This is a genomic window from Pseudooceanicola nanhaiensis DSM 18065, from assembly GCF_000688295.1.
Classification (GTDB): Bacteria; Pseudomonadota; Alphaproteobacteria; order Rhodobacterales; family Rhodobacteraceae; genus Pseudooceanicola; species Pseudooceanicola nanhaiensis.
Window position 1 is genome coordinate 611351 of record NZ_JHZF01000011.1, and the last position, 19953, is coordinate 631303.

A 19953-nucleotide genomic window follows, 5' to 3' on the forward strand; every position below is an offset into this window, starting at 1 on the left:
CGGCTTTTCCAGCCCCGCGATCAGCCGGAGCGCGCCGCCTCCGCCTCCGCCTCCGCCTCGGGCGCCGGGGCCGCGGCTTCGAGCGTCTCGAGCCGCCGGGCGAAGCGCGGCGCCTTCATCCGCGAGACCACGTTGCGGCAGAGCGCGAGGGCCAGGCCCGGCCGCTCCGCGGCCTCGACGGCGGCCAGGAGGCGGCGGAGGTAGGGCGGGTGGCTGCGCCGGGTCCGCGCCAGCCGCGCGAAGCTCCGGGGCGTCAGCCGTCCGGTGCCGGCAAGCTCCAGCAGGCGGGGCAGGATGCGCATGGTCTTGAGGTCGGTCTCGATCGCCGGGCCCATCCGGCGCATCCGCAGGTAGGTGACGTTCGGGCGCCGGAAGAGCGCGGCATGGGCCGCGTCCTGCAGGATCGTCGGGTCGAAGATGACGAAGGCACGCTCGGCCGCCTCGATCATGTCGGGCGCGAAGCCGTAGCGGTCCGTGAAATCGACGCGCCGCATCTCGGGGAAGCGGTCGTCCCAGAGCGTCAGCCCCGGATCGAGCGTCGCCTGCGGCGCGACGGCCAGCACGGTGGCGCCCGGCGCGGCGACCGAGAAGGCCGCCGCGGCATAGCCGCAGGGGCCCGCGCCGTAGAACACCACCCGCTCGAAATCCTCGAGGAAGCCGTCGTCGATCAGCCTGTCGAAGAAGCCGTAGACCTTTGGATCGCGGAACCACGTGTCGGTGTCGCTGGCGATGCAGAGGTGCGACCAGCCATGATCGCGCACCATCTGCCAGCCCAGCGGTTCGCCCTCGGTGCGGATCGCGGGCAGGGTCTCGAAGGTGACGAGCAGGGTCACGCCCCGTTCGACCAGCGCGGCGAAATGGTGCTTGCCGAGCGGCTGGAAATAGCCGTGCTCCTCGGCGATGTCGACGAATTCGCGCAGCCAGTCAGACGCGTCCAGCCCCGCGAGCGACCGGCCGAACGCCGTGTCCGTCTCGTTCATCTTGTCCCCCGTACCCCGTCCGTCCCCGAAGGAGCGGTCCGGCTGTCATCCTGCATCATAACCGCAGCGGCGCGAAGGTCCGCGTGGAATTGTCGCCGTTTCGGCAATTATGCACCGGTTTCATCCGAATTGTCCTTGCGGCGCGCAAGGTTCGCCCGCCGGATCAGGAACCGCGCGGCATTCTCGGTCACCGTTCGGCTGGGCGGCGTCATCAGCAGCCGGCCGAAGAGCGCACGGTAGGGCTCCTCCAGCATCAGCGCCTCGAATCGCGTGCGGCGCCAGCGGGCGGCGGCATGGTGCAGGCGCGCCACCTCCGCGTCCGCCATCAGGCGCGCGCGCTCCGCCTCGGCCTCGGGCGCAAGCGCCAGGATCGTGCGGTCCTCGTCGGTGTTGAGGTTGCGTTCGATCCAGTAGTCGATGTCGAGCATGTCCCCGGAATGCACGGCGCGTCCCCGGTCGGCCTTGACCACGAAGCTCTCCATCGCGCCGAGCGGATAGTGGTTGAGCTGGGCCAGCCCGTTGTTCTTGCGGCCGTAGGGCGAGAAGATCTGCCCGGTCCGGAACTTCTCGTCGAGCGCGCGCCCCGAGGCGTCGAACCAGCGGGCAGAGGCCAGCCGCTCCGGATCCGGGTCGCGCGGCCGGTGCACGCCCAGCTTCCGGTAGGTGCCGTCGTTGCGGTACAGCGTCTTGAACATCGACGCCCGCCACGGCCATGTCAGCACCTCGGGCGCGGCGCGGGTGAACTGCCGGGTGACGGGCGCATCCTCGAACCGGATCACCTCGGCATTGCCGAAGAGCCGCCAGGTGAGCGTGATGGCCGTGGCCTCGGGGAGGGCGGCGATCAGGTCGGGCAGGCGATGCGCGCCCGTATGGACATTGACGAACTCGTCCACGTCGAGCGTGAGGATCCAGTCCGCCGTGCGCACCACCGGCAGGGTGTCCGCGATCTTCAGCGCGGTGAACTGGATGCCGCCGTTCTCGTAGGGGCCGTCGTTGCGGATGTGGGTCAGCGCCCCGAGCTCCTGCAGCCGGTCGAGCAGCAGGTCGGTGCAGTCGTCGCAATCGTTCGAAAAGACCACGAAATCGGTGAAGCCTGTCGCGCGGTGATGCGCGAGCCATTCGAGCAGGAAGGCGCCCTCGTTACGGACGCAAAGGATGGCAAGGAATTTCATCCTGTTATCGGCCGATCTTCGTTCATTGCCTTCAGCTTTCCATGTCGAGCGCCAGGGCATAGGCCACCCGCTCGGTCCCGTTCAGCCGGATGCCGAGCGCCTGGTCGTAGAGCGCGCGGAACTCCGGGGTGTTCCGCAGCTCCTCCGCCTTGGCGCGGTGCCAGCCGAGACCCGCGGCATGCAATGCCTCGAGCGCGGGGTCGGCGCGCAGGCGGGCCATTTCGGTCTTCAGCCGGGGCAGGTTGCGTTGGATCGTGACGTCCCGCGTGTCGTTCCAGTCCATCCGGATCCAGTAGTTCAAGCCGATCGCGCGGTCGACATGCAGAGCCCGGCCGCGCTGGCGTTTCACGAGGTAGCTGTCGGCCGATCGCAGGGCATAGTGGTTCAGCTGCACGAGGTCGTAGCCGATCGAGCGCCGCGAATTGCGCCAGCCGTTCCGGACCACCTGCGGACCCATCGGCGCACCCGAGCCGTTCACCCAGGTGATCTCGTCCACGCGGTCGGGATCGGGCCTGTTGGGCCGGTGGCAGGAGAGCCGGGAATAGACCCCGTTGTTGCGGAAGAGGGTCTTGAAACCCCAGGCCGTATGCGGCTTCGGGGCGAATTTCGGGGCGCAGGAGGTGAACTGCGCGATCACCGGCCGGTCCTTTATCCGCGTCACGCCGTCATGCCCGAAGAGACGCCAGGTCATCGCGATGTTGGTCGCGTCGCCGGTGCGGGCGAAGAGGTCCCCGAGCGTCCCGTTGCCGCAGCGGATGTTCACGAATTCGTCCACGTCGATATGGGCGATCCATGCGGCGTTGCGGAAGACGGGCTCCGCCATCGCCGCATCGAGCGCGCATTGCTGCGGGGAATTGCCGGTCCAGCCAGTGTTGTCGCGATGATGGACCACGCCCATCTCGTCCAGACGGGCGAGTATGGCGTCGGTCCCGTCCGAGCAATCGTTGGTGTAGATCAGGAACGTGTCGAAGCCGATCGCACGGTGATAGGCGATCCATTCGAGGACGTAGGGCGCCTCGTCCTTCATGCAGGCGACGATCAGGTTGCCGGAGGAGCCGGGGCCGGGCGTCCGGGCCGGGGCAGGCGCGTAGGGCGTGCCGGGCGTTTCCTCGTCCACGCTGCCCAGGCGGTTGTGCGGCCGGAAGGGTGAGCGGAGGATCTCCTGATACTTGCGGATCGCCTCGGGCGGCATCTGCGCGCGGGCGGCCTCGGGCGGGAGGTCGGGCTTCTGGAGAGGTGCCGCCTGGCCGTCAAGCCGCGTGGCGGCCTTGGCCTCGGCGGTCGCCTTGTCGATCCGCCAGAGGAAGGCCGAGAGGTATTGCGAGGCGCGGAAGCCGTGGCGCGGGTCGGCCTCCTGCCAGGCGTCGGCGGGCGCGGGCGGCGGCGGTAGATGCAGGCCAGGATGGGACCGCTCCAGCCTCGAAAGCATCGGTGCGAACCTTTCGGAAATTCTGGAAAGAGACGCCGGATCAACCGGTTCTCCGTCTATCCTCATCTCTTCCATGAAACGCATCTGAAGCGGCCGCGGCAGGACCCGGTCGCGTCGCGCCAGCATCCGCAATGTGAGCGCGTTGAAGGCGCGGCCCCGGGCGAGCCATGCGGCCGATGGCGGCTCGGGCGGCGTGGCAGGCTCGGCCTTGCCGATCCGGGGCTCGATCCCGAAGGCCGTGCGGATCTCCTCCGTCGCGCCGGGGCCCCAGATGCTCTCATCGGTGGAGCGGAGCGCCACCCGTCCCGCTCCGAACACGCTTTCCCAATGGCTTGCGAGGCGTTCGTAATCCAGCCAGAAGGCCGGGCCCTGCACCTCGGCAAAGATCCCGGCCGCCGGATCGGCCCCGGGCGTCGCGGCAAGGGCAGCCTGCCACCACTCGGGCCCCAGCCCCAGCTCGACCTCCAACCCGGACGCGCGACCCTCGAGCACCTGCGCCGCGTAATGCCGGGCCAGCAGGGAGGCGGGCGCGTCCACGTGGGCCACCACCCGAATATCGTTCGACCAGCCCGAGAGCATGTCCCGCAGCCGCTCCAGCTCGGACCGCCGCGCAAGGCCCTGGCCCAGCTGGACGGCCGAGAGCACCAGCGTCTCCGGCCGCTGCGCCGCGATCTCCCTGGCGAGCCCCGCCGTCACGTCCTCCCGCAACCGCGCCTGGCGCGCAGGCTCGGCAAAGCCGCGGTTGTCGCGCAGCGTGTCGACATGATCCGGGTCGCTCACCGCCATGAAGAGGCGCGTGTGGTTCTCGTTCCCGGGACTGCGCGGGAAGAGCACGCCCTTCGCGGCAAGCTGCCCGCGCTTGGCCGCCAGCACCGATTGCAGCCGCGCGACCGCCCGCGTGTCGACCCCGATGTGCAGGACGATCCTCATCCCTTGCCCCCCGCAAGAGACGGATCGGGGTTCGGATTGGCGCGTCCCCACCACGGCAGTGCGATCCCGAGGAAATCGGCGAGCTGCTCGCGGGCATCCTCGGCCGCCACGTCGAGCATCAGGAACTGCTCCGAGCGCGCCCCGAAGATGCGCCGCAGGTGCGCGTAATGCGCCTTGATCCAGGTGACCCGTTCCAGCGTCGTCTCTCCATACCCATTCGGCAGCCCCGGGATCTGCGCCCGCTGGAGCCGGTCGTTCATGTTGCTCCATGCCAGCATGGAGCGCGCAAGCAGCTTCGGCCGCCGGTGCGTGGCGACGAAGCGGACGCCGTCGTGGTGGGTGCGGATCGCTTCGATCAGGCCGAAATCCATCTGCGGCCAGACCGACCGCGGGCCGGTGAGATACGAACATTCGGCGATCGCGTCGAAGGCGTCGAGCTCGGCCAGCGGATCGCCGGTGCGGAAATACCCGGCGTAGAGCAGATCGCCCACGAAACGCCGCCGCCTGTCCCCGGACCCAATCTCCGCCCCGGGGATCCGGTGGTCGGCGACCGAGAGCCCGGCGCGCTTCAGCGCCTCGCCCAGCGTGGTCGTGCCGCTCTTCGGCAGGCCGAGGTTGATGACCCTGAGCCGGCTCACGGCGCGAGCCCCAGCTCGGCCAGCAGCGCCGCCTCGCGCGGGGGGAGCGTGCCCGCGGCCTTCAGCTGCGCCCGCAGGGCGCGGTATCCGGGCTGCGTGTCCAGCGCGGCGCATTTCGCGCGGTGCAGCGCCACGGCCTCCGCGTGCAGCGCGGCGACGCCGGGCAGGTCCTTCAGCGCGGCGATCTCGCGCTCGAGCGCCGGCAGGTGGCGCAGGATGCTGCGGTCCTGCCAGGCGATGTCGGCCCGCTCGCGCCAGTAGGTGTCGTCGAAGGCGCGGTTCTCGCGGTTCACGTCGCCGCGGTCGGTCTTCACGAGGTAGCTGTCGAGCGAGCGCAGCGCATAGTGGTTGAGCGTGGCGAACGCGCGCGCGCCGCGGGCCGGGAACTTGCGGATCCGCCGCTCATGCGCCGCGCGCAGGAAATTGTCGGGCACCGGGCGGCCGGATCCGTCGGTCCAGACCGGGGCGGCCTTCGCGGATTTCCGGACGAAGGGCCGGTGCGCGCCGAGATACTGCAAGGGAAAGTCCCCGCGGACCAGCGTCTTGACCTCGATCGCGGTCTCGCTGCACCAGATGTCGGGATTGTGGGACCGGGTGAATTGCGCGATCACCGGCCGGTCCTCGAACCGCTCCACGCCATCGTTGCCGAAGAACTGGAAATGCACCGAGATCGCCTGCGGATCGCCGCAGGCTGCGATCAGGGCGGGAATCGTGTGGCCCTCGGCGTGGATGTTCAGGAACTCGTCCACATCCGCGACCCAGAGCCAGTCGGCCTCGGACACCACCGCCTGGCGCCTTGCGTCCTTCAGCGCCTCCATCTGGTAATTGCGCCCCTCGGCCGGGTTGGGCAGGTGCGTCACCAGCCCGTGACCCGCCAGCGCGTCGAGCAGCCTGTCGGTGCCATCGGTGCAATCGTTCGAATAGACCAGGAACCCGGTGACCCCGATCAGCCGGTTGAAGGCGATCCATTCCAGCAGGAAGGGCCCTTCGTTCTTCACGCAGGTGACGGCGGTTATGCGCATCTCCGCGCCTCCGCCTGTTTGCTCGGTGCCATTCTGTCGCTCGCAGCCTCTCGGGCGCGGTTGAACCGTCTTTCCTTGGCCAAAAGATGACCCGATCGGGGAGTTTGCGTCAATCGTCCGCCCCGGTTTCGCCACGGCAGCCGTGACTTCTGCACGAGGCGCGCGCCCGGCGGCTTGACTGCGCCGCGCCGGGGTGCAGGCTGGCGCGGGCAGAGGGGAAGGGACGCGCATGCAGGCACCCGGAAGTATCGACGCGATGCAGCAGACGCTGGGCCGGGCGGGCTACGTCGCCTCCCGTCCGCTTGCCACGGTGGCCTTCCTCGCGCTGCGGCTCGGGCGGCCGCTCTTTCTGGAGGGCGAGGCCGGGACCGGCAAGACCGAGATCGCGCGCACGCTGGCCGCCACGCTCGGGCGCGACCTGATCCGGCTGCAATGCTACGAGGGGCTGGATGCGACGACGGCGGTCTACGAATGGAATTTCGCCGCGCAGATGATCGCGATCCGCACCGCCGAGGCGGCGGGAAACGCCGACGCGGAGCTGCTGAACCGGGATCTCTTCGGCCCCGACTTCCTGATCGAACGGCCGCTCCTGCAGGCCATGCGCCCGCATGAGAACGGCCCGCCCGTCCTGCTGATCGACGAGATCGACCGCGCCGACGAACCCTTCGAGGCCTTCCTGCTCGAGGCGCTCTCGGACCACCAGGTGACGATCCCCGAGCTCGGCACGATCCGCGCGCCCGAACCGCCGATCGTGGTGCTGACCTCGAACCGCACGCGCGAGGTCCATGATGCGCTGAAGCGCCGCTGCCTCTACCACTGGGTCGATTACCCGGACTTCGCGGCCGAGATGGAGATCCTGGCCGCCCGCGTGCCCGAGGCCGGCGCCCGGCTCGCGCAGGAGGTCACGGGCTTCGTCCAGCGTCTGCGGGCCGAGGACCTCTTCAAGCGGCCCGGCGTGGCCGAGACGATCGACTGGGCGAAATGCCTGCTCGCCCTCGACGCGGTCGCGCTCAGCCCCGAGCTCATCTCGGACACGCTGGGCGCCGTGCTGAAATACCAGGACGACATCGCCCGGATGGAGGGCTCCGAGGCCGCCCGCCTCCTGTCCGAGGTCCGCGCGCGCCTCGGACCCGCCGCATGACCGGGCCCCTTCCTCTTGCCGGAAATATCCTCGGGGGGAGGCGGGCCGCAGGCCCGGCGGGGGGCAGACAGCCCCCCTGCACCCGCCCCGCATGAGCCGCGCCCCGGCAGAGGCGCCGCAGCTCGCCGCCAACATCGCCCATTTCGCCCGCGCCCTGCGGCGGGCGGGGCTGCCGATCGGACCCGCTCGCATCGCCGATGCGGTCGAGGCGGTGGCCGCCGCGGGCTTCACGGAACGCGCGGATTTCTACTGGACCCTGCACGCCTGTTTCGTCTCGCGCCCCGGGCACCGGGCGGTCTTCGCGCAGGTCTTCCGGATGTTCTGGCGCGATCCCCGGGCGCTCGAGACGCTGATGGCGGCGATGATGCCGGCCCTGCGCGCGGCCGGCGCACCCGAGACACGGCCCCCCGCGGAGACGCGCGCGGCCGAGGCGCTGCTCGACGGGCTGATCCCGGATCCCCCCCGCGAGGAGCGGCCCGAGCTCACGCTCGACATGCGCGGCACCGCGTCGCCGGGCGAACGCCTGCGCCGTCTCGACTTCGCCCAGATGACCGGGGCCGAGCGCGCGGCGGCCGAGCGGATGATCGCGACCCTCGCCCTGCCGGTCCCGCCGGTGCCCGCGCGGCGCGGCCGTGGCGCGGCGACGGGCCGGATCGACCGTGCCCGCACCCTGCGCCGCGCGCTGCGCCGGGGCGGAGAGCTCTCGGCCCCGGTCCGCGAACGCCCCCGCCCGCGCGCGCCGAACCTCGTCGTGCTCTGCGACATCTCCGGCTCGATGACGGCATATTCACGGATGCTGCTGCATTTCGTTCATGCGGTCGCCAGCCGGCGCGGGGCGGGCTGGGCGCGGGTCCATGCCTTCACCTTCGGCACGCGGCTGACCAACATCACCCGCCACATGGCCGCGCGCGACGTGGACGAGGCGCTGGCGGCCGCCGGCGCCGAGGCGCGGGACTGGCAGGGCGGCACCCGGATCGGGGACAGCCTGCGCGCCTTCAACCGGGATTGGTCGCGCCGCGTTCTGGGGCAGGGCGCCGTGGTGCTGCTGGTGACCGACGGGCTCGACCGCGGCGACCCGGTGCAGCTTGCGGCCGAGGCGGAGCGGCTGCGCCTGTCGGCCCGGCGTCTGATCTGGCTGAACCCGCTGCTGCGGTTCGACGGTTTCGCACCCCGCGCCCGTGGCGTGGCGGCCCTTCTGCCGCAGGTGGACGCGCTCTGTTCCGCCCATGACGTCGCCTCGCTGGAAGATCTTGGCGACCGGCTGTCGCGCGCCAGCGGAGACGGTGAAAAGACCCGTCTTATCAATATTTTGAAGCCCCGCTGACATCGGCGGGACATCGCCTGTCGCGATTCATGCATGAAACCCGATGCATCGTCGCGCGTTCCTCCCCTGATCCCGCATTGAGGCGGAATGGAGAAGGACCACACCGATGCAGAGCAAATTCCTGAAATCCACGACGGCGATCGTGCTGGCGCTCGCTGTCGCGGCGCCCGCACCGATCCTGGCGCAGGACGCACCGACCGAAGAAGAACTGCAGAAGCAGCTCGAGCAGGCCGCGGAAGAAGGCACCACCGAGGCCGTCACCGACGAGACCCTGCCCGCCGAGACCGAGGCCGAAGTCGACGCGGCCACGACGGAGAACACCGAGACCACCACCACCGAACAGCAGGCCGAAACCTCGACCGACGCCACCGCGACGGAAGAGCAGGCGGAGACCTCCACCGACGCCACCGCGACCGAGCAGCAGGCCGAGACCTCCACCGACTCGACCGCGACCGAACAGCAGGCCGAGACCTCGACGGACGCCACGGCGACCGAAGAACCGCAATCGGCTGACGCCGAAGAACTGCCCCAGGCCGAGGCCGCCGGCAGCATGAACGCAGAGGCCACGACCGAAACGCAGGTCGAAAGCGGGGACGCCACCACTGCCGAGGCAGGGGCCGAGCCGGAGGCCACGACGGAGGCCGATGCCCCCGAAGCGACCGCCGAAACCACGACCGAGACCGATGCGACCTCGGACGAGGCCGTGACGACCACCGAGGCGCCAGCGCAGGACTCCGCGACCACGGAAGCCGCTCCGACGGCCGAGGCCGAGGCCACCGGCGACGCAACCGCGACCGAAGAGGCGACCGCTGCAGGCTCCGAGACCGAGACGACCGCGGAAGAGCCCGTCGAGGCGCGGTCCGAGCCGTCCGAGGAGACGCTTTCGGGCGAAGCGCCCGAAGTTCAGGCCGCCGCCGGATCGGAAGAAGGTGAGCTGGTCGAAGAGACCGTGACCGAGGAGACCGCCCGCAGCTCGGACGAGGAGTTCGAAACGCAGGTTGACGCTCAGGCTCAGGCCCAGGCCGCGCCTGCGGCCGAGGCAGAGGCCGAAGAGGACGACGAAGGTCTGTCGACCGCGCAGAAGATCGCCATCGGCGGCCTTGGCGCGCTCGCCATCGGTGCGCTGCTGAACAACGGGCAGCGGGTCGTGTCGAACTCGGGCGACCGTGTCGTGGTCGACGACAACGGCACCTACCGCGTGCTGAAGAACGACGACAGCCTGCTGCGCCAGCCGGGCGCCGACGTGAAGACCTATTCCTTCTCGGACGGCTCGACCCGGACGGTCGTGACCAACCCGGACGGCAGCCAGGTCGAGACCATCCGCGCCTCGGACGGCCGGGTGCTCAGCCGAACCCGCATTCTCGCGGACGGGCGCGAGGTCGTGCTCTTCGACGACACGCGCTCCTTCCAGGAGGTGACGGTCAACGATCTGCCGCAGGTCGAGGACAGCCGCCGCAGCATCGACTTCCAGCAGACCGACGAGCAGGCGCTGCGCCAGGCTCTGCAGGCCCGTCTGGAGAACGATCCCGGCCGCAGCTTCTCGCTCGCGCAGGTGCGCAACATCCAGCAGGTGCGGGCGCTCGCTCCCGAGATCGAGGTGAACAACGTCAACTTCGACACCGGCTCGGCCGTGATCCGTCCCGAGGAGGCCGAAGAGCTGGCCGCCCTCGGCGCCGCGATGAAGGACGCGATCGAGCAGAACCCCGGCGAGGTCTTCCTCGTCGAAGGTCACACCGACGCTGTCGGCGGCGCGGGCTACAACCTCGCCCTGTCCGACCGCCGCGCGGAATCGCTCGCACTGGCCCTGACCGAGTATTTCGGCGTCCCGCCGGAGAACATGGTCGTGCAGGGCTACGGCGAGAGCGACCTGAAGGTCGAGACCGCCACGGCCGAACGCGCCAACCGCCGCGCCGCGGTGCGCCGGATCACCCCGCTGCTCGGCCAGAGCAGCTGATCCGACACCAGCCCGCGGGCTGACCGACAGACGCCCCCGCAGCCATCTGCGGGGGCGTTTTTCATCTCCGGGCCCGCCGGAGATGCCCGCCGCCGGTATAGCCTCTTCGCTCAGGCCGGCCGCGCCCGGGGCCGCTTTGCGGTCCGCGGGTATCTTTCGGGGCATTTTCATCATGCGCGTCGCGTTCTGCTGGCCGTCGCCCTCACTCTATTGATCTCCGCCGGCCTTCGCCCGGAGCTGGCAGGGCATCGCGCTTGACGGCATCCGCGCCCCGGCGGCTTGCGTTTTCCCCTCGCCCGCGTATGGATCGGCCGCGACGGTGGGGACCTGGCCCGACCGAGACGCGGAGGGCCGAGATGCGCAAGACGTCAGACCGTATCCGGCAGGCCGTGGCGTTCGAGCTTGTCGCGCTGCTGATCGTGAGTCCGCTCGGGGCCTGGGTCTTCGGCCACAGCCCGTGGGATTTCGGCCTGCTCGCGCTGCTCTGCTCGTTGGTGGCCGCGGTCTGGACCTTCCTCTACAACCTCGCCTTCGACCATGCGCTGCTGCGGCTGCGCGGCGGGGTGGACAAGACGCTGCCGCTGCGGCTGCTGCACGCCGTCCTGCTCGAGGCGGGGCTGATCGGCTTTCTCGTGCCGATCGTCGCCTGGGTGCTCGGACTCGGGCTCTGGGAGGCATTCCTGGTGGACATCTCGCTCTCGGCCTTCTTCCTCGTCTATGCCTTCGTCTTCTACTGGGTCTACGACCGGGTCTTCCCGGTGCCGCCCGAGCCCGCCACTTGACCCTCCGGGCCCGAGGGCCGACATAGGCCGGGCAAGTACGGAGACCCGCATGCCCGATCGCAACCAACCCGCCCTCGATTTCCTGCTGAGCCGCAGGTCGCGGCCGGCGAAGACGCTGACCGGCCCCGCGCCGGACCGCGACGCGCTGACCGAGATCCTGACCGCGGCTGCCCGCACGCCCGATCACGGCAAGCTGGAGCCCTGGCGCTTCATCGTGCTGGAACGCGGCGCGCTCGACCGTCTCGCGGATCTCGCCAAGGCCCGGGGCGAGGCGCTCGGCCATGAGGCGCGCGATGTCGAGAAGGCGGTCAGCCAGTTCGCCGACTCGCCGCTCGCCGTCGTGGTGGTCGAGAGCCCGGTCATCTCGGACAAGATCCCGGTGATCGAACAGACCTATTCCGCCGGTGCCGTGGCCCTGTCGCTCCTGAACGCGGCGCTGGCCGCGGGCTGGGGCGCCAACTGGCTGACCGGGTGGGTGGCCTCGGACCCGGTCTTCACGACCGAGGGCCTCGGCCTCTCGCCGCATGAGCGCGTGGTCGGCACGATCCATATCGGCACCGAAACCGCCGCGCCGCCCGACCGGCCGCGCCCCGACCTCGAGCGGATCGTGACATGGCGCTCGGCGTAATCCCCGCCGCCTTCTCGCTCACGATCGGACAGCTCGGAGACCCGCGCTTCCGGCGGGTGCTGTTCATCGGCGTGGGGCTGACCTTCGCGCTGCTCGTCGCGGTCACGGCCGGGGTCCTGCTGCTCGTCAACTGGCTGCTCGGCCCCGAGGCGAGCCTGCCGCTGATCGGCCCGGTGACATGGGTGAACGATCTGGCCACCGTGACGGGCTTCCTGGTGATGCTGGTGCTCTCGGTCTTCCTGATGGTGCCGGTCGCCTCGGCCATCACCTCGCTCTTCCTCGACGACGTGGCGCAGGCGGTGGAGGACCGGCATTACCCCGCGCTTCCCCCGGTCGGGCATCAGGGCATCGGCGAGGCGGTGAAGGATTCGGTCGCCTTCCTCGGCGTGCTGATCGCGGCGAACCTGCTGGCGCTGGTGCTCTACGTGATCTTCGCGCCCTTCGCGCTCTTCATCTTCTGGGGGCTGAACGGGTTCCTGCTGGGCCGGGAATACTACACGCTGGCCGCGATGCGCCGGGTGGGCCGGGAAGAGGCCGCACGGCTCCGGCGGCGCCACATGGGCACGATCTGGATGGCGGGCGTGCTGATGGCGATGCCGCTGTCGATCCCGCTGGTGAACCTCGTGATCCCGATCCTCGGCGCGGCCACCTTCACGCACATCTTCCACAAGCTGCAGGCGCGGGGCTGAGACCCCGCGCCGGGCGGGATCAGCCCTGCGCCTCGATCCCCGTCGGCGGGGCCATGCGTTGGAACCAGTCGATGTCGCGGACCGAGATCCGGCCCGAGACGATGATGCCGGCGATCACCAGCCAGAGCACGACCGAGACGCCGGTCGTGATCCACATCTTCTTCTTGAGGTGATGCACCTCGGGCGCGCCGGCATGGGTGCCGGGCACCACCTCGCCCTCGTCGCCCTGGGTGCGGACGCGGACGGGGGCGAGGATCAGCAGCACCATGAACCAGATCACGGCGAAGAGGACGAGGGCGGAGGTCGGACCCATCAGACCTGCTCCAGTTCCACCAGGGTGCCGTTGAAGTCCTTGGGATGCAGGAACAGCACCGGCTTGCCATGCGCGCCGATCTTCGGTTCGCCATCGCCCAGCACCCGCGCGCCGGTGGCCTGCAGGTGGTCGCGGGCAGCCAGGATGTCCTCGACCTCGTAGCAGACGTGGTGGATGCCGCCCGCGGGGTTCTTGTCGAGGAAGCCGCGGATCGGGGAGGCCTCGCCCAGCGGGTAAAGCAGCTCGATCTTGGTGTTGGGCAGTTCGATGAAGACGACGGTCACGCCGTGGTCGGGCTCGTCCTGCGGGGCGCCGACATTCGCGCCGAGGGCGTCGCGGTACTGCGCGCAGGCGGTCTCGAGATCCGGCACGGCGATGGCGACGTGGTTCAGGCGTCCGATCATGATGGTCCTCCGAATGGGTGTCGCGGCCCTTATGCGCCGCCGCGCCGCCTCCATCAAGCGGACGGAGGGTCGCGGGCGGTGCGAAACGGAGCGCCGCAAGCGGCGCACACGACATTTTGCGATTTGCCGCGGGCAAATCGCGATGTGCCTCCGGCGGGGAGTGAGGTGCCTTCCCGGAAAGGCGCCGGTGGCGCATTTCGGCACCGAACGGGCGGAGCCCGCGACCAGAGGAAGGGGGAGGGGCTGGTTCTGCCTTCCTCTGGTCAATATATCCCGGGGGTACGGGGGCAGAGCCCCCGATCGGCGGCTGCCCCCGGGCGTGGACCTCCGGAGGGCGCGCCGCCACCACAGAAGGAGAGACGCATGGACCGTTTCGACGACAGCCCCGAACAGGCGCTGGCCTTCCACCGCGCCGGCAAGGGCGCGGCGCTGGCCACGGTGGTGGAGACCTGGGGCTCGGCCCCGCGCCGGACCGGCGCGATGCTGGCGGTGTCGGGAGAGGGCGACCTCGTGGGCTCGGTCTCGGGCGGCTGCGTCGAGGGCGCGGTGGTGACCGAGGCGATCGAGGCGATCGGGGACGGACGTTCGCGGGTGCTGACCTTCGGGGTCTCGGACGACGACGCCTTCGCCGTGGGGCTCGCCTGCGGCGGCACGATCCGGATCCTCGTGGAGCCCGTCGGCGGGGCGGGCGGCATGCCGGTCGCGCTGCTCGAGGCGCTCTGCGCGGCGCGGGGTGCGCGCGAGAAGGCGGCCTATGTGGTCGATACCGAAAGCTGGAGCCGCTCTCTCGGCGATCCCGGCGCCTACGAGGCGCGGTTCCGGGCGGACCGCTCGGGCTTCGAGGAGGACGGGCGGACCTTCGTCGCGATCCACAACCCGCCGCTCAGGCTGATCTGCGTGGGCGCGGTGCATATCGCGCAGGCGCTTTTGCCGATGGCGCGGATCGCGGGCTACGACCCGGTGGTGATCGACCCGCGGCCGGCCTTCGCCGCCGAGCACCGCTTCCCGGGCGAGGACATCCGCGAGGCCTATCCGGACGAGGTGCTGGACGATCTGGGCCTCGACAGCCGGACGGCGCTGGTGCTGCTGACCCATGATCCCAAGATCGACGATGCGGCGCTGGAGCAGGCGCTGGCCTCGGAATGCTTCTACATCGGCGCGCTCGGCTCCACCCGGACCCATGCGAAGCGGGTGACGCGGATGGAGGCGGCGGGGCATTCGGAGGGCGCGATCGGGCGCATCCACGGTCCCATCGGGCTCGACATCGGGGCGGCGGGACCGGCGGAGATCGCGGTCTCGATCCTGGCCGAGATGACGAAAGTGCTGCGGCAGGCATGAGGTTCGGTCCGGTTCCCCTGCAGGAGGCCGAGGGTGCGACGCTCGCGCATTCCGTGCGGCTGGCGCGCGGACGTCTGCGCAAGGGGCAGGTGCTCACGGCCGAGGATGTCGCGGCGCTGAGCGCGATCGGGATGGAGACGGTGATCGTCGCGCGGCTCGATCCCGGCGACGTGGACGAGGACCGGGCGGCGGCGGCGGTGGCCGCGGCGCTGGTGCCGGACCCGGCGGCGCAGGGGCTGCGGCTGACCGAGGCCTTCACCGGCCGGGTGAACCTGATCGCCGAAGCGCCCGGCGTGGTGGTGCTCGATGCCGCGCGTCTCGACCGGCTGAACCGGATCGATCCGATGCTGACGCTGGCCACGGTCCCGGCCTTCCAGCAGATGACAGCCGGCGGCATGGTGGCCACGGTGAAGATCATCTCCTACGCGCTGGCCGGCCTCCATCTGGAGGCGGCGCGGGAGGTGCTTGCGGGGCCGCCCGCGATCCGGCTGCAGCCGGTCGTTCTGAAGACCGCGCGGCTGATCGTGACGGAGATCCCGGGCGGGGCGGGCGAGAAGGGGGTCGAGGCGGTCCGCGGCCGGCTCGAGGCGCTCGGGATGGAGATGGCGGGGCCGGTCGCGGTGCCGCACGCGGCGGAGCCCCTGGCCGGGGCGATCTCGGCGGCGGAGGAGGACCTGATCCTCATCCTGACGGGCTCGGCGACCTCGGATCCGCAGGACGTGGCGCCGTCGGGCCTGGCGCTGGCCGGCGGGCGGCTCGAGCATTTCGGGATGCCGGTCGACCCGGGCAACCTGCTCTTTCTCGGGGCTCTGGGTGACCGCCCGGTGATCGGCCTGCCGGGCTGCGCGCGTTCGCCCGCGCTGAACGGGGCGGATTGGGTGCTTGCCCGCGTCGCCTGCGGGCTCGAGGTCAGCTCGGCCGATATCGCGGGCATGGGCGTCGGCGGGTTGCTCAAGGAGATCCCGACCCGCCCGCAGCCGCGGCGTCGCAGACGTGAATAGGGCGGATCTTCCCTTTTCCTCCCTCCCGACGCGTGTTTAACTCCGCCCGAAGCAGCATCCACAGAGGTCCAGGCATGCCCCAGATCAGCATGAAGGTGAACGGCGAGACGAAGAGCGGCGAGGTCGAGGGCCGGACGCTTCTGGTCGAGTTCCTGCGCGAAAACCTCGGGCTCACCGGGACCCATGTCGGCTGCGACACCTCGCAATGCGGCGCCTGCACGGTGCATGTGGACGGGCTGCAGGTGAAGGCCTGCACCATGTTCGCGGGCGAGGCGGACGGGGCCGAGGTGGTGACCATCGAAGGCGTGGCGAAGGGCGAGGAGCTCTCTGTCGTGCAGCAGGCCTTCCAGGAGCACCACGGGCTGCAATGCGGCTTCTGCACGCCCGGCATGATCATGGCGGCGGAATCGCTGCTGAAGGTGAATGCGAAGCCCTCGGAGACGGAGATCCGCGAGCATCTGCATGGCAATATCTGCCGCTGCACGGGCTACCACAACATCGTCAAGGCGATCATGGCGGCCTCCGGGCAGGACGTGTCGGACCTGACGCCGGCGGACTAGCGCGACCCGTCGGCCGGTCGCGGGGCGACCGGCGACGAAAAAGGGGGGCTGTCTGCCCCCCTCTTGGCCTGCGGCCAATTCATCCCCCGAGGATATTTTCGGCAAGAGGAAGCCGGGGACCCCGGGTCCGGTCCTGCGTCAGGCCAGCGTGACGCCGGCCGGTCCGTCGGTGACGCGGCCGATGGTCGTGGCGTGGTCGAACCCATGCGCCCGGAAGCAGGTGAGGACCGTCTCGACGGCGTCAGGCGCGCAGGAGACGAGCAGGCCACCGCTGGTCTGGGGATCGGTGACGAGGTTGCGGTCGGGCCCGGAGAGCGTGTCGAGGGTGACGCCGTCGCTGTAGCTGGCCCAGTTGCGGCCCGAGGCGCCGGTGGCAATGCCCTCGTCCGCGAGGCTCCGGGCCTCGGCGAGCACGGGGACCGAGGCCCAGTCGATCTCGAGCCGGGCGTTGGCGCCGCGGGCCATCTCGAGCGCGTGGCCGCCGAGGCCGAAGCCGGTGACGTCGGTCATGGCGTGCACGCCCTCGATGCGGGCGAGGTCGGGGCCGGGGGTGTTGAGGCGGGTCATGGTGGCGACCATCTCGGCGTAGCCCTCGTCCGAAAGGGTGCCCTTCTTCAGTGCCGCCGACATGATGCCGACGCCGAGGGGCTTGCCGAGGATCAGCACGTCGCCCGGCTCCGCGCCCGCGTTGCGCTTGAGCGCGTCGATCTCCATCAGGCCGATGGCGACGAGGCCGTAGATCGCCTCGACCGAATCGATGGTGTGGCCGCCGGCGATCGGGATCCCCGCGTCGCGGCAGGCGCCGGCGCCGCCTTCGAGGATTTTGCCGATGGTCTCGGGCGAGAGGACGTCGATCGGCATCCCGACGACGGCGAGGGCGAAGATCGGCGTGGCGCCCATGGCGTAGACGTCGGAGATCGCGTTGGTCGCGGCGATGCGGCCGAAATGCTCCGGGTCATCGACGATGGGCATGAAGAAGTCGGTGGTGGCCACCAGCGCCTGGCGGTCGTTGATCCTGTAGACGGCGGCGTCGTCCGAGGTCTCGATCCCGACCAGCAGCTCCTCGGGGACAGGCAGCGCCTTCGTGCCGCGCAGGAGGCCCGAGAGGACGCCGGGCGCGATCTTGCAGCCGCAGCCGCCGCCGTGGCTGAGGCTGGTGAGGCGGGGTTCCCGGGCGGTCGAGGTGTCGGGCATGGGGAGGGCTCCTTCTGTCGATCCGGATCTAGCGCGTGGCGATCATCCCGGCCAGCCGGTCGGCGATCTGCGGCAGGGCGTCGGGGGCGAGGCTCGGGGCCTCCAGCGGGGTCACGGGGACATCCGCGCGGCGGCGGTGCTTCTCGTAGCGGGGGTCGTAATGGGCCTCCATGAGCCCGTCGGCGAGGGCGGTGAAGGCGCCGGCGCGGGCCATCTCCTCCCAGGCGTCGACCAGCGCGCCGGGCTGGAACGGCCGCAGCGCCTCGAGCGTGGCGATCAGGCGGGCGGGATCGGCGATGATGTCGGCATAGGCGCGGGTGAGATAGGCCGCGCGCTCGGGGCGCGGGACGCAGAGCGCGATCCGGGGGGCGCGCTGCATCGCCTTCCAGAGGCGCGGCGGGACGATGCATTCGCCGACCTTGGCGCTCTCGGCCTCAAGCACCACGGGGCGGGCCGGGTCGAGGGCGGCGATCTCGACCGCGAGGCGGGATTCGAAGGCGCGCTGGCCCGGCTGGTCGCCCATGGCGCCGAAGAGGGAGCCGCGGTGACGGGCGAGACCCTCGAGGTCGATCACCTGGACGCCGCGGGCGGCGAGGAGGTTCAGGATCTCGGTCTTGGCGGAGCCGGTGTTGCCGTCGAGCACGACGACGGGGCAGGGGAAGGCGCCCTCGGAGACCTCGGCCAGGACCAGCCTGCGCCAGGACTTGTAGCCGCCCTGCAGGGTTTCGACCCGCCAGCCGATCTGGGAGAGGATCGTCGCGAAGGATCCCGAACGCTGGCCGCCGCGCCAGCAATAGACCAGCGGGCGCCAGCCGCCCTGGCGGTCGGCCAGCGGACCGGCGATGTGGCGGGCGGCATTGGCGGCCACGAGGGCCGCGCCGAGCTTGCGGGCGTCGAAGGGCGAGACCTGCTTGTAGATCGTGCCGACGCGGGCACGCTCGTCGTCGTCCAGCACCGGGAGCGAGATCGCTCCCGGCAGGTGGTCGTCGGCGAATTCCGACGGGGCGCGGACGTCGATGATGTCATCGAAGCCCTGCGACGCCAGGTCTGAAACGGAGGTCAGGGTGACGGGCATTCAGGCCGTCCCGGCCCGGCGCCGAAGCGCCGGTCGCCGTGTCACTTCGCCGGCCCGGTGCCGGTCATTTGACCGGCCCGATCATCATGACCATCTGGCGGCCTTCGCCGGTGTCTGCCCTGCAAACACCCTCCGGCCCCGCCGCGCGCTGCGAGAGCGGCAGGCGTTTGCGCCAGCAAAGGCCGGGAGCGCGGGTCATTTGACCGGCCCGATCATCATGACCATCTGGCGGCCTTCCATCTTCGGCATGTTCTCGACCTTGCCGATTTCCTTGACGTCCTCGGCGACCCGCTCGAGCAGTTCGCGGCCAAGGTTCTGGTGGGCCATCTCACGGCCGCGGAAGCGCAGGGTGACCTTCACCTTGTCGCCGGCTTCCAGGAAGCGGACCACGTTGCGCATCTTCACGTCGTAATCGTGCACGTCGGTGTTGGGGCGGAACTTCACCTCCTTCACCTCGATGATCTTCTGTTTCTTCCTGGCTTCGGATTCGCGTTTCTGCGTCTCGTACTTGAACTTGCCGAAGTCCATCACCTTGCAGACGGGCGGGGTCGCGTTCGGAGAGATCTCGACGAGGTCCAGCCCCGCTTCCTCTGCGATCTGCATGGCCCGGGCGGGCGTCACGACGCCGACGTTTTCACCCTCGGCGCCGATCAGGCGAACTTCGGGGGCACGGATCTTGTCGTTCACGCGGGGTCCGGTATCACGGGTAGGCGGCGCGTTATGGGGTCTGCGAGCCAGTTTATCACTCCTTCGATGGTGCAGAATAGTGAGGCGGCAAGGTAGTGCCGTGCCCCGTTTCTTTCAAGCGCAATCGGTGCGGTTCTGCATTTACGGCAGAGCCTGCCCGCGGAAATTCCGCCTCTCCGGCAAGGCGTTCACTCGGGATCGACCGGCACGCCCTCGGGCGCCTCGCTGCCGCGCATGTACTTGAAGGTGCCGACGGAATGGGCGCAGAGGTTGCCCTCGTCGTCGCGCACCTCGGCGGCGACGGAATAGATCGTGCGGCCGGACCGGGTGACATTGGCCTCGATGTGGAGCCTGCCGCCGCGCGACATGCCGACGTAGTTCACCGTGAGCGAGAGGGTGGAGCCCTTGCGGATGCGCCCCGGGTAGGGGCAGTAGAGGCCCGCACCGGTCGAGCAGCTGTCGAGCACCGCGGCATAGACCCCGCCATGGGTGAAGCCGGCCTTGTTCATGTGTTCGGCGCGCAGCTCGAGATCGGCCTTCAGGTGGCCCTCGCTGCGCTCGATGAACCGCAGGCCGAGCATCGTGTTGAAGCCGCCCAGCTTGTACATGCCGGTGTCGGCATCGGGTGTCGCGTCGTCCATTCTCTCTCCTCATGCGAAGGGGCGCGCCCGCCGGACGCGCCCCCCTGGTCC

General features: G+C 70.3%; 20 protein-coding genes. 9 read left to right on the plus strand and 11 right to left on the minus strand.

Annotation, left to right across the window (positions count from 1 at the left end; translation table 11 throughout):
* Positions 1-20: 20 nt before the first annotated feature.
* The 5 genes from Q344_RS0103895 to Q344_RS0103915 all read right to left on the minus strand — a co-directional run bounded on the left by Q344_RS0103895 (position 21) and on the right by Q344_RS0103915 (position 6171).
* Complete coding sequence (locus Q344_RS0103895; protein ID WP_028285514.1) at positions 21-980, minus strand: hypothetical protein; 960 nt, start codon at positions 978-980, stop codon at positions 21-23.
* A 107-nt stretch (positions 981-1087) separates the two neighbouring features.
* A complete protein-coding gene (locus Q344_RS0103900; protein ID WP_028285515.1) occupies positions 1088-2152 on the minus strand; it encodes a glycosyltransferase family 2 protein in 1065 nt (354 codons plus the stop codon).
* A 31-nt stretch (positions 2153-2183) separates the two neighbouring features.
* The gene (locus tag Q344_RS0103905; protein ID WP_028285516.1) at positions 2184-4511 is read right to left on the minus strand and encodes a glycosyltransferase family 2 protein; all 2328 of its coding nucleotides are present in this window, start codon (positions 4509-4511) and stop codon (positions 2184-2186) included.
* On the minus strand, positions 4508-5149 hold the full coding sequence (locus Q344_RS0103910) for a sulfotransferase family protein (protein ID WP_028285517.1): 642 nt from the start codon (positions 5147-5149) through the stop codon (positions 4508-4510). The genes Q344_RS0103905 and Q344_RS0103910 overlap by 4 nt, the downstream gene beginning before the upstream one ends.
* Positions 5146-6171, minus strand: coding sequence for a glycosyltransferase family 2 protein (locus Q344_RS0103915; RefSeq protein WP_028285518.1), 1026 nt, complete (start codon positions 6169-6171; stop codon positions 5146-5148). Before Q344_RS0103915 ends, Q344_RS0103910 begins: the two co-directional genes overlap by 4 nt.
* A 229-nt stretch (positions 6172-6400) precedes the next feature.
* Here Q344_RS0103915 and Q344_RS0103920 point away from each other — a divergent pair, with 229 nt between their 5' ends.
* From Q344_RS0103920 to Q344_RS0103945, 6 genes are all read left to right on the plus strand, one after another.
* The gene (locus Q344_RS0103920; protein WP_028285519.1) at positions 6401-7312 is read left to right on the plus strand and encodes an AAA family ATPase; all 912 of its coding nucleotides are present in this window, start codon (positions 6401-6403) and stop codon (positions 7310-7312) included.
* 91 nt (positions 7313-7403) lie between these two features.
* Complete coding sequence (locus Q344_RS0103925; protein WP_028285520.1) at positions 7404-8636, plus strand: vWA domain-containing protein; 1233 nt, start codon at positions 7404-7406, stop codon at positions 8634-8636.
* A gap of 106 nt (positions 8637-8742) precedes the next feature.
* Positions 8743-10590 carry an OmpA family protein gene (locus Q344_RS0103930; protein WP_028285521.1) on the plus strand — a complete coding sequence of 616 codons (1848 nt, stop codon included), beginning with the start codon at positions 8743-8745 and terminating at the stop codon, positions 10588-10590.
* 356 nt (positions 10591-10946) lie between these two features.
* Positions 10947-11372 carry a PACE efflux transporter gene (locus Q344_RS0103935; protein WP_028285522.1) on the plus strand — a complete coding sequence of 142 codons (426 nt, stop codon included), beginning with the start codon at positions 10947-10949 and terminating at the stop codon, positions 11370-11372.
* Positions 11373-11421: 49 nt separating this feature from the next.
* Positions 11422-12000 carry a nitroreductase family protein gene (locus Q344_RS0103940; RefSeq protein ID WP_028285523.1) on the plus strand — a complete coding sequence of 193 codons (579 nt, stop codon included), beginning with the start codon at positions 11422-11424 and terminating at the stop codon, positions 11998-12000.
* The gene (locus tag Q344_RS0103945) at positions 11985-12689 is read left to right on the plus strand and encodes an EI24 domain-containing protein (protein WP_028285524.1); all 705 of its coding nucleotides are present in this window, start codon (positions 11985-11987) and stop codon (positions 12687-12689) included. The genes Q344_RS0103940 and Q344_RS0103945 overlap by 16 nt, the downstream gene beginning before the upstream one ends.
* A gap of 19 nt (positions 12690-12708) precedes the next feature.
* On the opposite strand, the gene Q344_RS23050 is transcribed toward Q344_RS0103945, so the two are convergent.
* Both Q344_RS23050 and mce read right to left on the minus strand, forming a co-directional pair.
* A complete protein-coding gene (locus Q344_RS23050) occupies positions 12709-13002 on the minus strand; it encodes a DUF1467 family protein (protein ID WP_036538293.1) in 294 nt (97 codons plus the stop codon).
* Positions 13002-13406, minus strand: coding sequence for a methylmalonyl-CoA epimerase (gene mce, locus Q344_RS0103955; RefSeq protein ID WP_028285525.1), 405 nt, complete (start codon positions 13404-13406; stop codon positions 13002-13004). The genes Q344_RS23050 and mce overlap by 1 nt, the downstream gene beginning before the upstream one ends.
* 363 nt (positions 13407-13769) lie before the next feature.
* On the opposite strand from mce, the gene Q344_RS0103960 reads away from it, so the two are divergent.
* From Q344_RS0103960 to Q344_RS0103970, 3 genes are all read left to right on the plus strand, one after another.
* Complete coding sequence (locus Q344_RS0103960) at positions 13770-14744, plus strand: XdhC family protein (RefSeq protein WP_028285526.1); 975 nt, start codon at positions 13770-13772, stop codon at positions 14742-14744.
* On the plus strand, positions 14741-15745 hold the full coding sequence (locus Q344_RS0103965; protein ID WP_028285527.1) for a molybdopterin-binding protein: 1005 nt from the start codon (positions 14741-14743) through the stop codon (positions 15743-15745). Before Q344_RS0103960 ends, Q344_RS0103965 begins: the two co-directional genes overlap by 4 nt.
* 74 nt (positions 15746-15819) lie before the next feature.
* Positions 15820-16305 carry a (2Fe-2S)-binding protein gene (locus Q344_RS0103970; protein ID WP_028285528.1) on the plus strand — a complete coding sequence of 162 codons (486 nt, stop codon included), beginning with the start codon at positions 15820-15822 and terminating at the stop codon, positions 16303-16305.
* Between the two features lie 138 nt (positions 16306-16443).
* Here Q344_RS0103970 and selD read toward each other — a convergent pair whose 3' ends face one another.
* From selD to Q344_RS0103990, 4 genes are all read right to left on the minus strand, one after another.
* On the minus strand, positions 16444-17499 hold the full coding sequence (selD, locus tag Q344_RS0103975) for a selenide, water dikinase SelD (RefSeq protein ID WP_028285529.1): 1056 nt from the start codon (positions 17497-17499) through the stop codon (positions 16444-16446).
* A gap of 28 nt (positions 17500-17527) precedes the next feature.
* Complete coding sequence (gene mnmH / locus Q344_RS0103980) at positions 17528-18574, minus strand: tRNA 2-selenouridine(34) synthase MnmH (RefSeq protein ID WP_028285530.1); 1047 nt, start codon at positions 18572-18574, stop codon at positions 17528-17530.
* A 195-nt stretch (positions 18575-18769) separates the two neighbouring features.
* On the minus strand, positions 18770-19261 hold the full coding sequence (gene infC, locus Q344_RS0103985) for a translation initiation factor IF-3 (RefSeq protein WP_229669130.1): 492 nt from the start codon (positions 19259-19261) through the stop codon (positions 18770-18772).
* A gap of 188 nt (positions 19262-19449) precedes the next feature.
* Complete coding sequence (locus Q344_RS0103990) at positions 19450-19902, minus strand: PaaI family thioesterase (RefSeq protein WP_036538297.1); 453 nt, start codon at positions 19900-19902, stop codon at positions 19450-19452.
* Between the last annotated feature and the right edge of the window lie 51 nt (positions 19903-19953).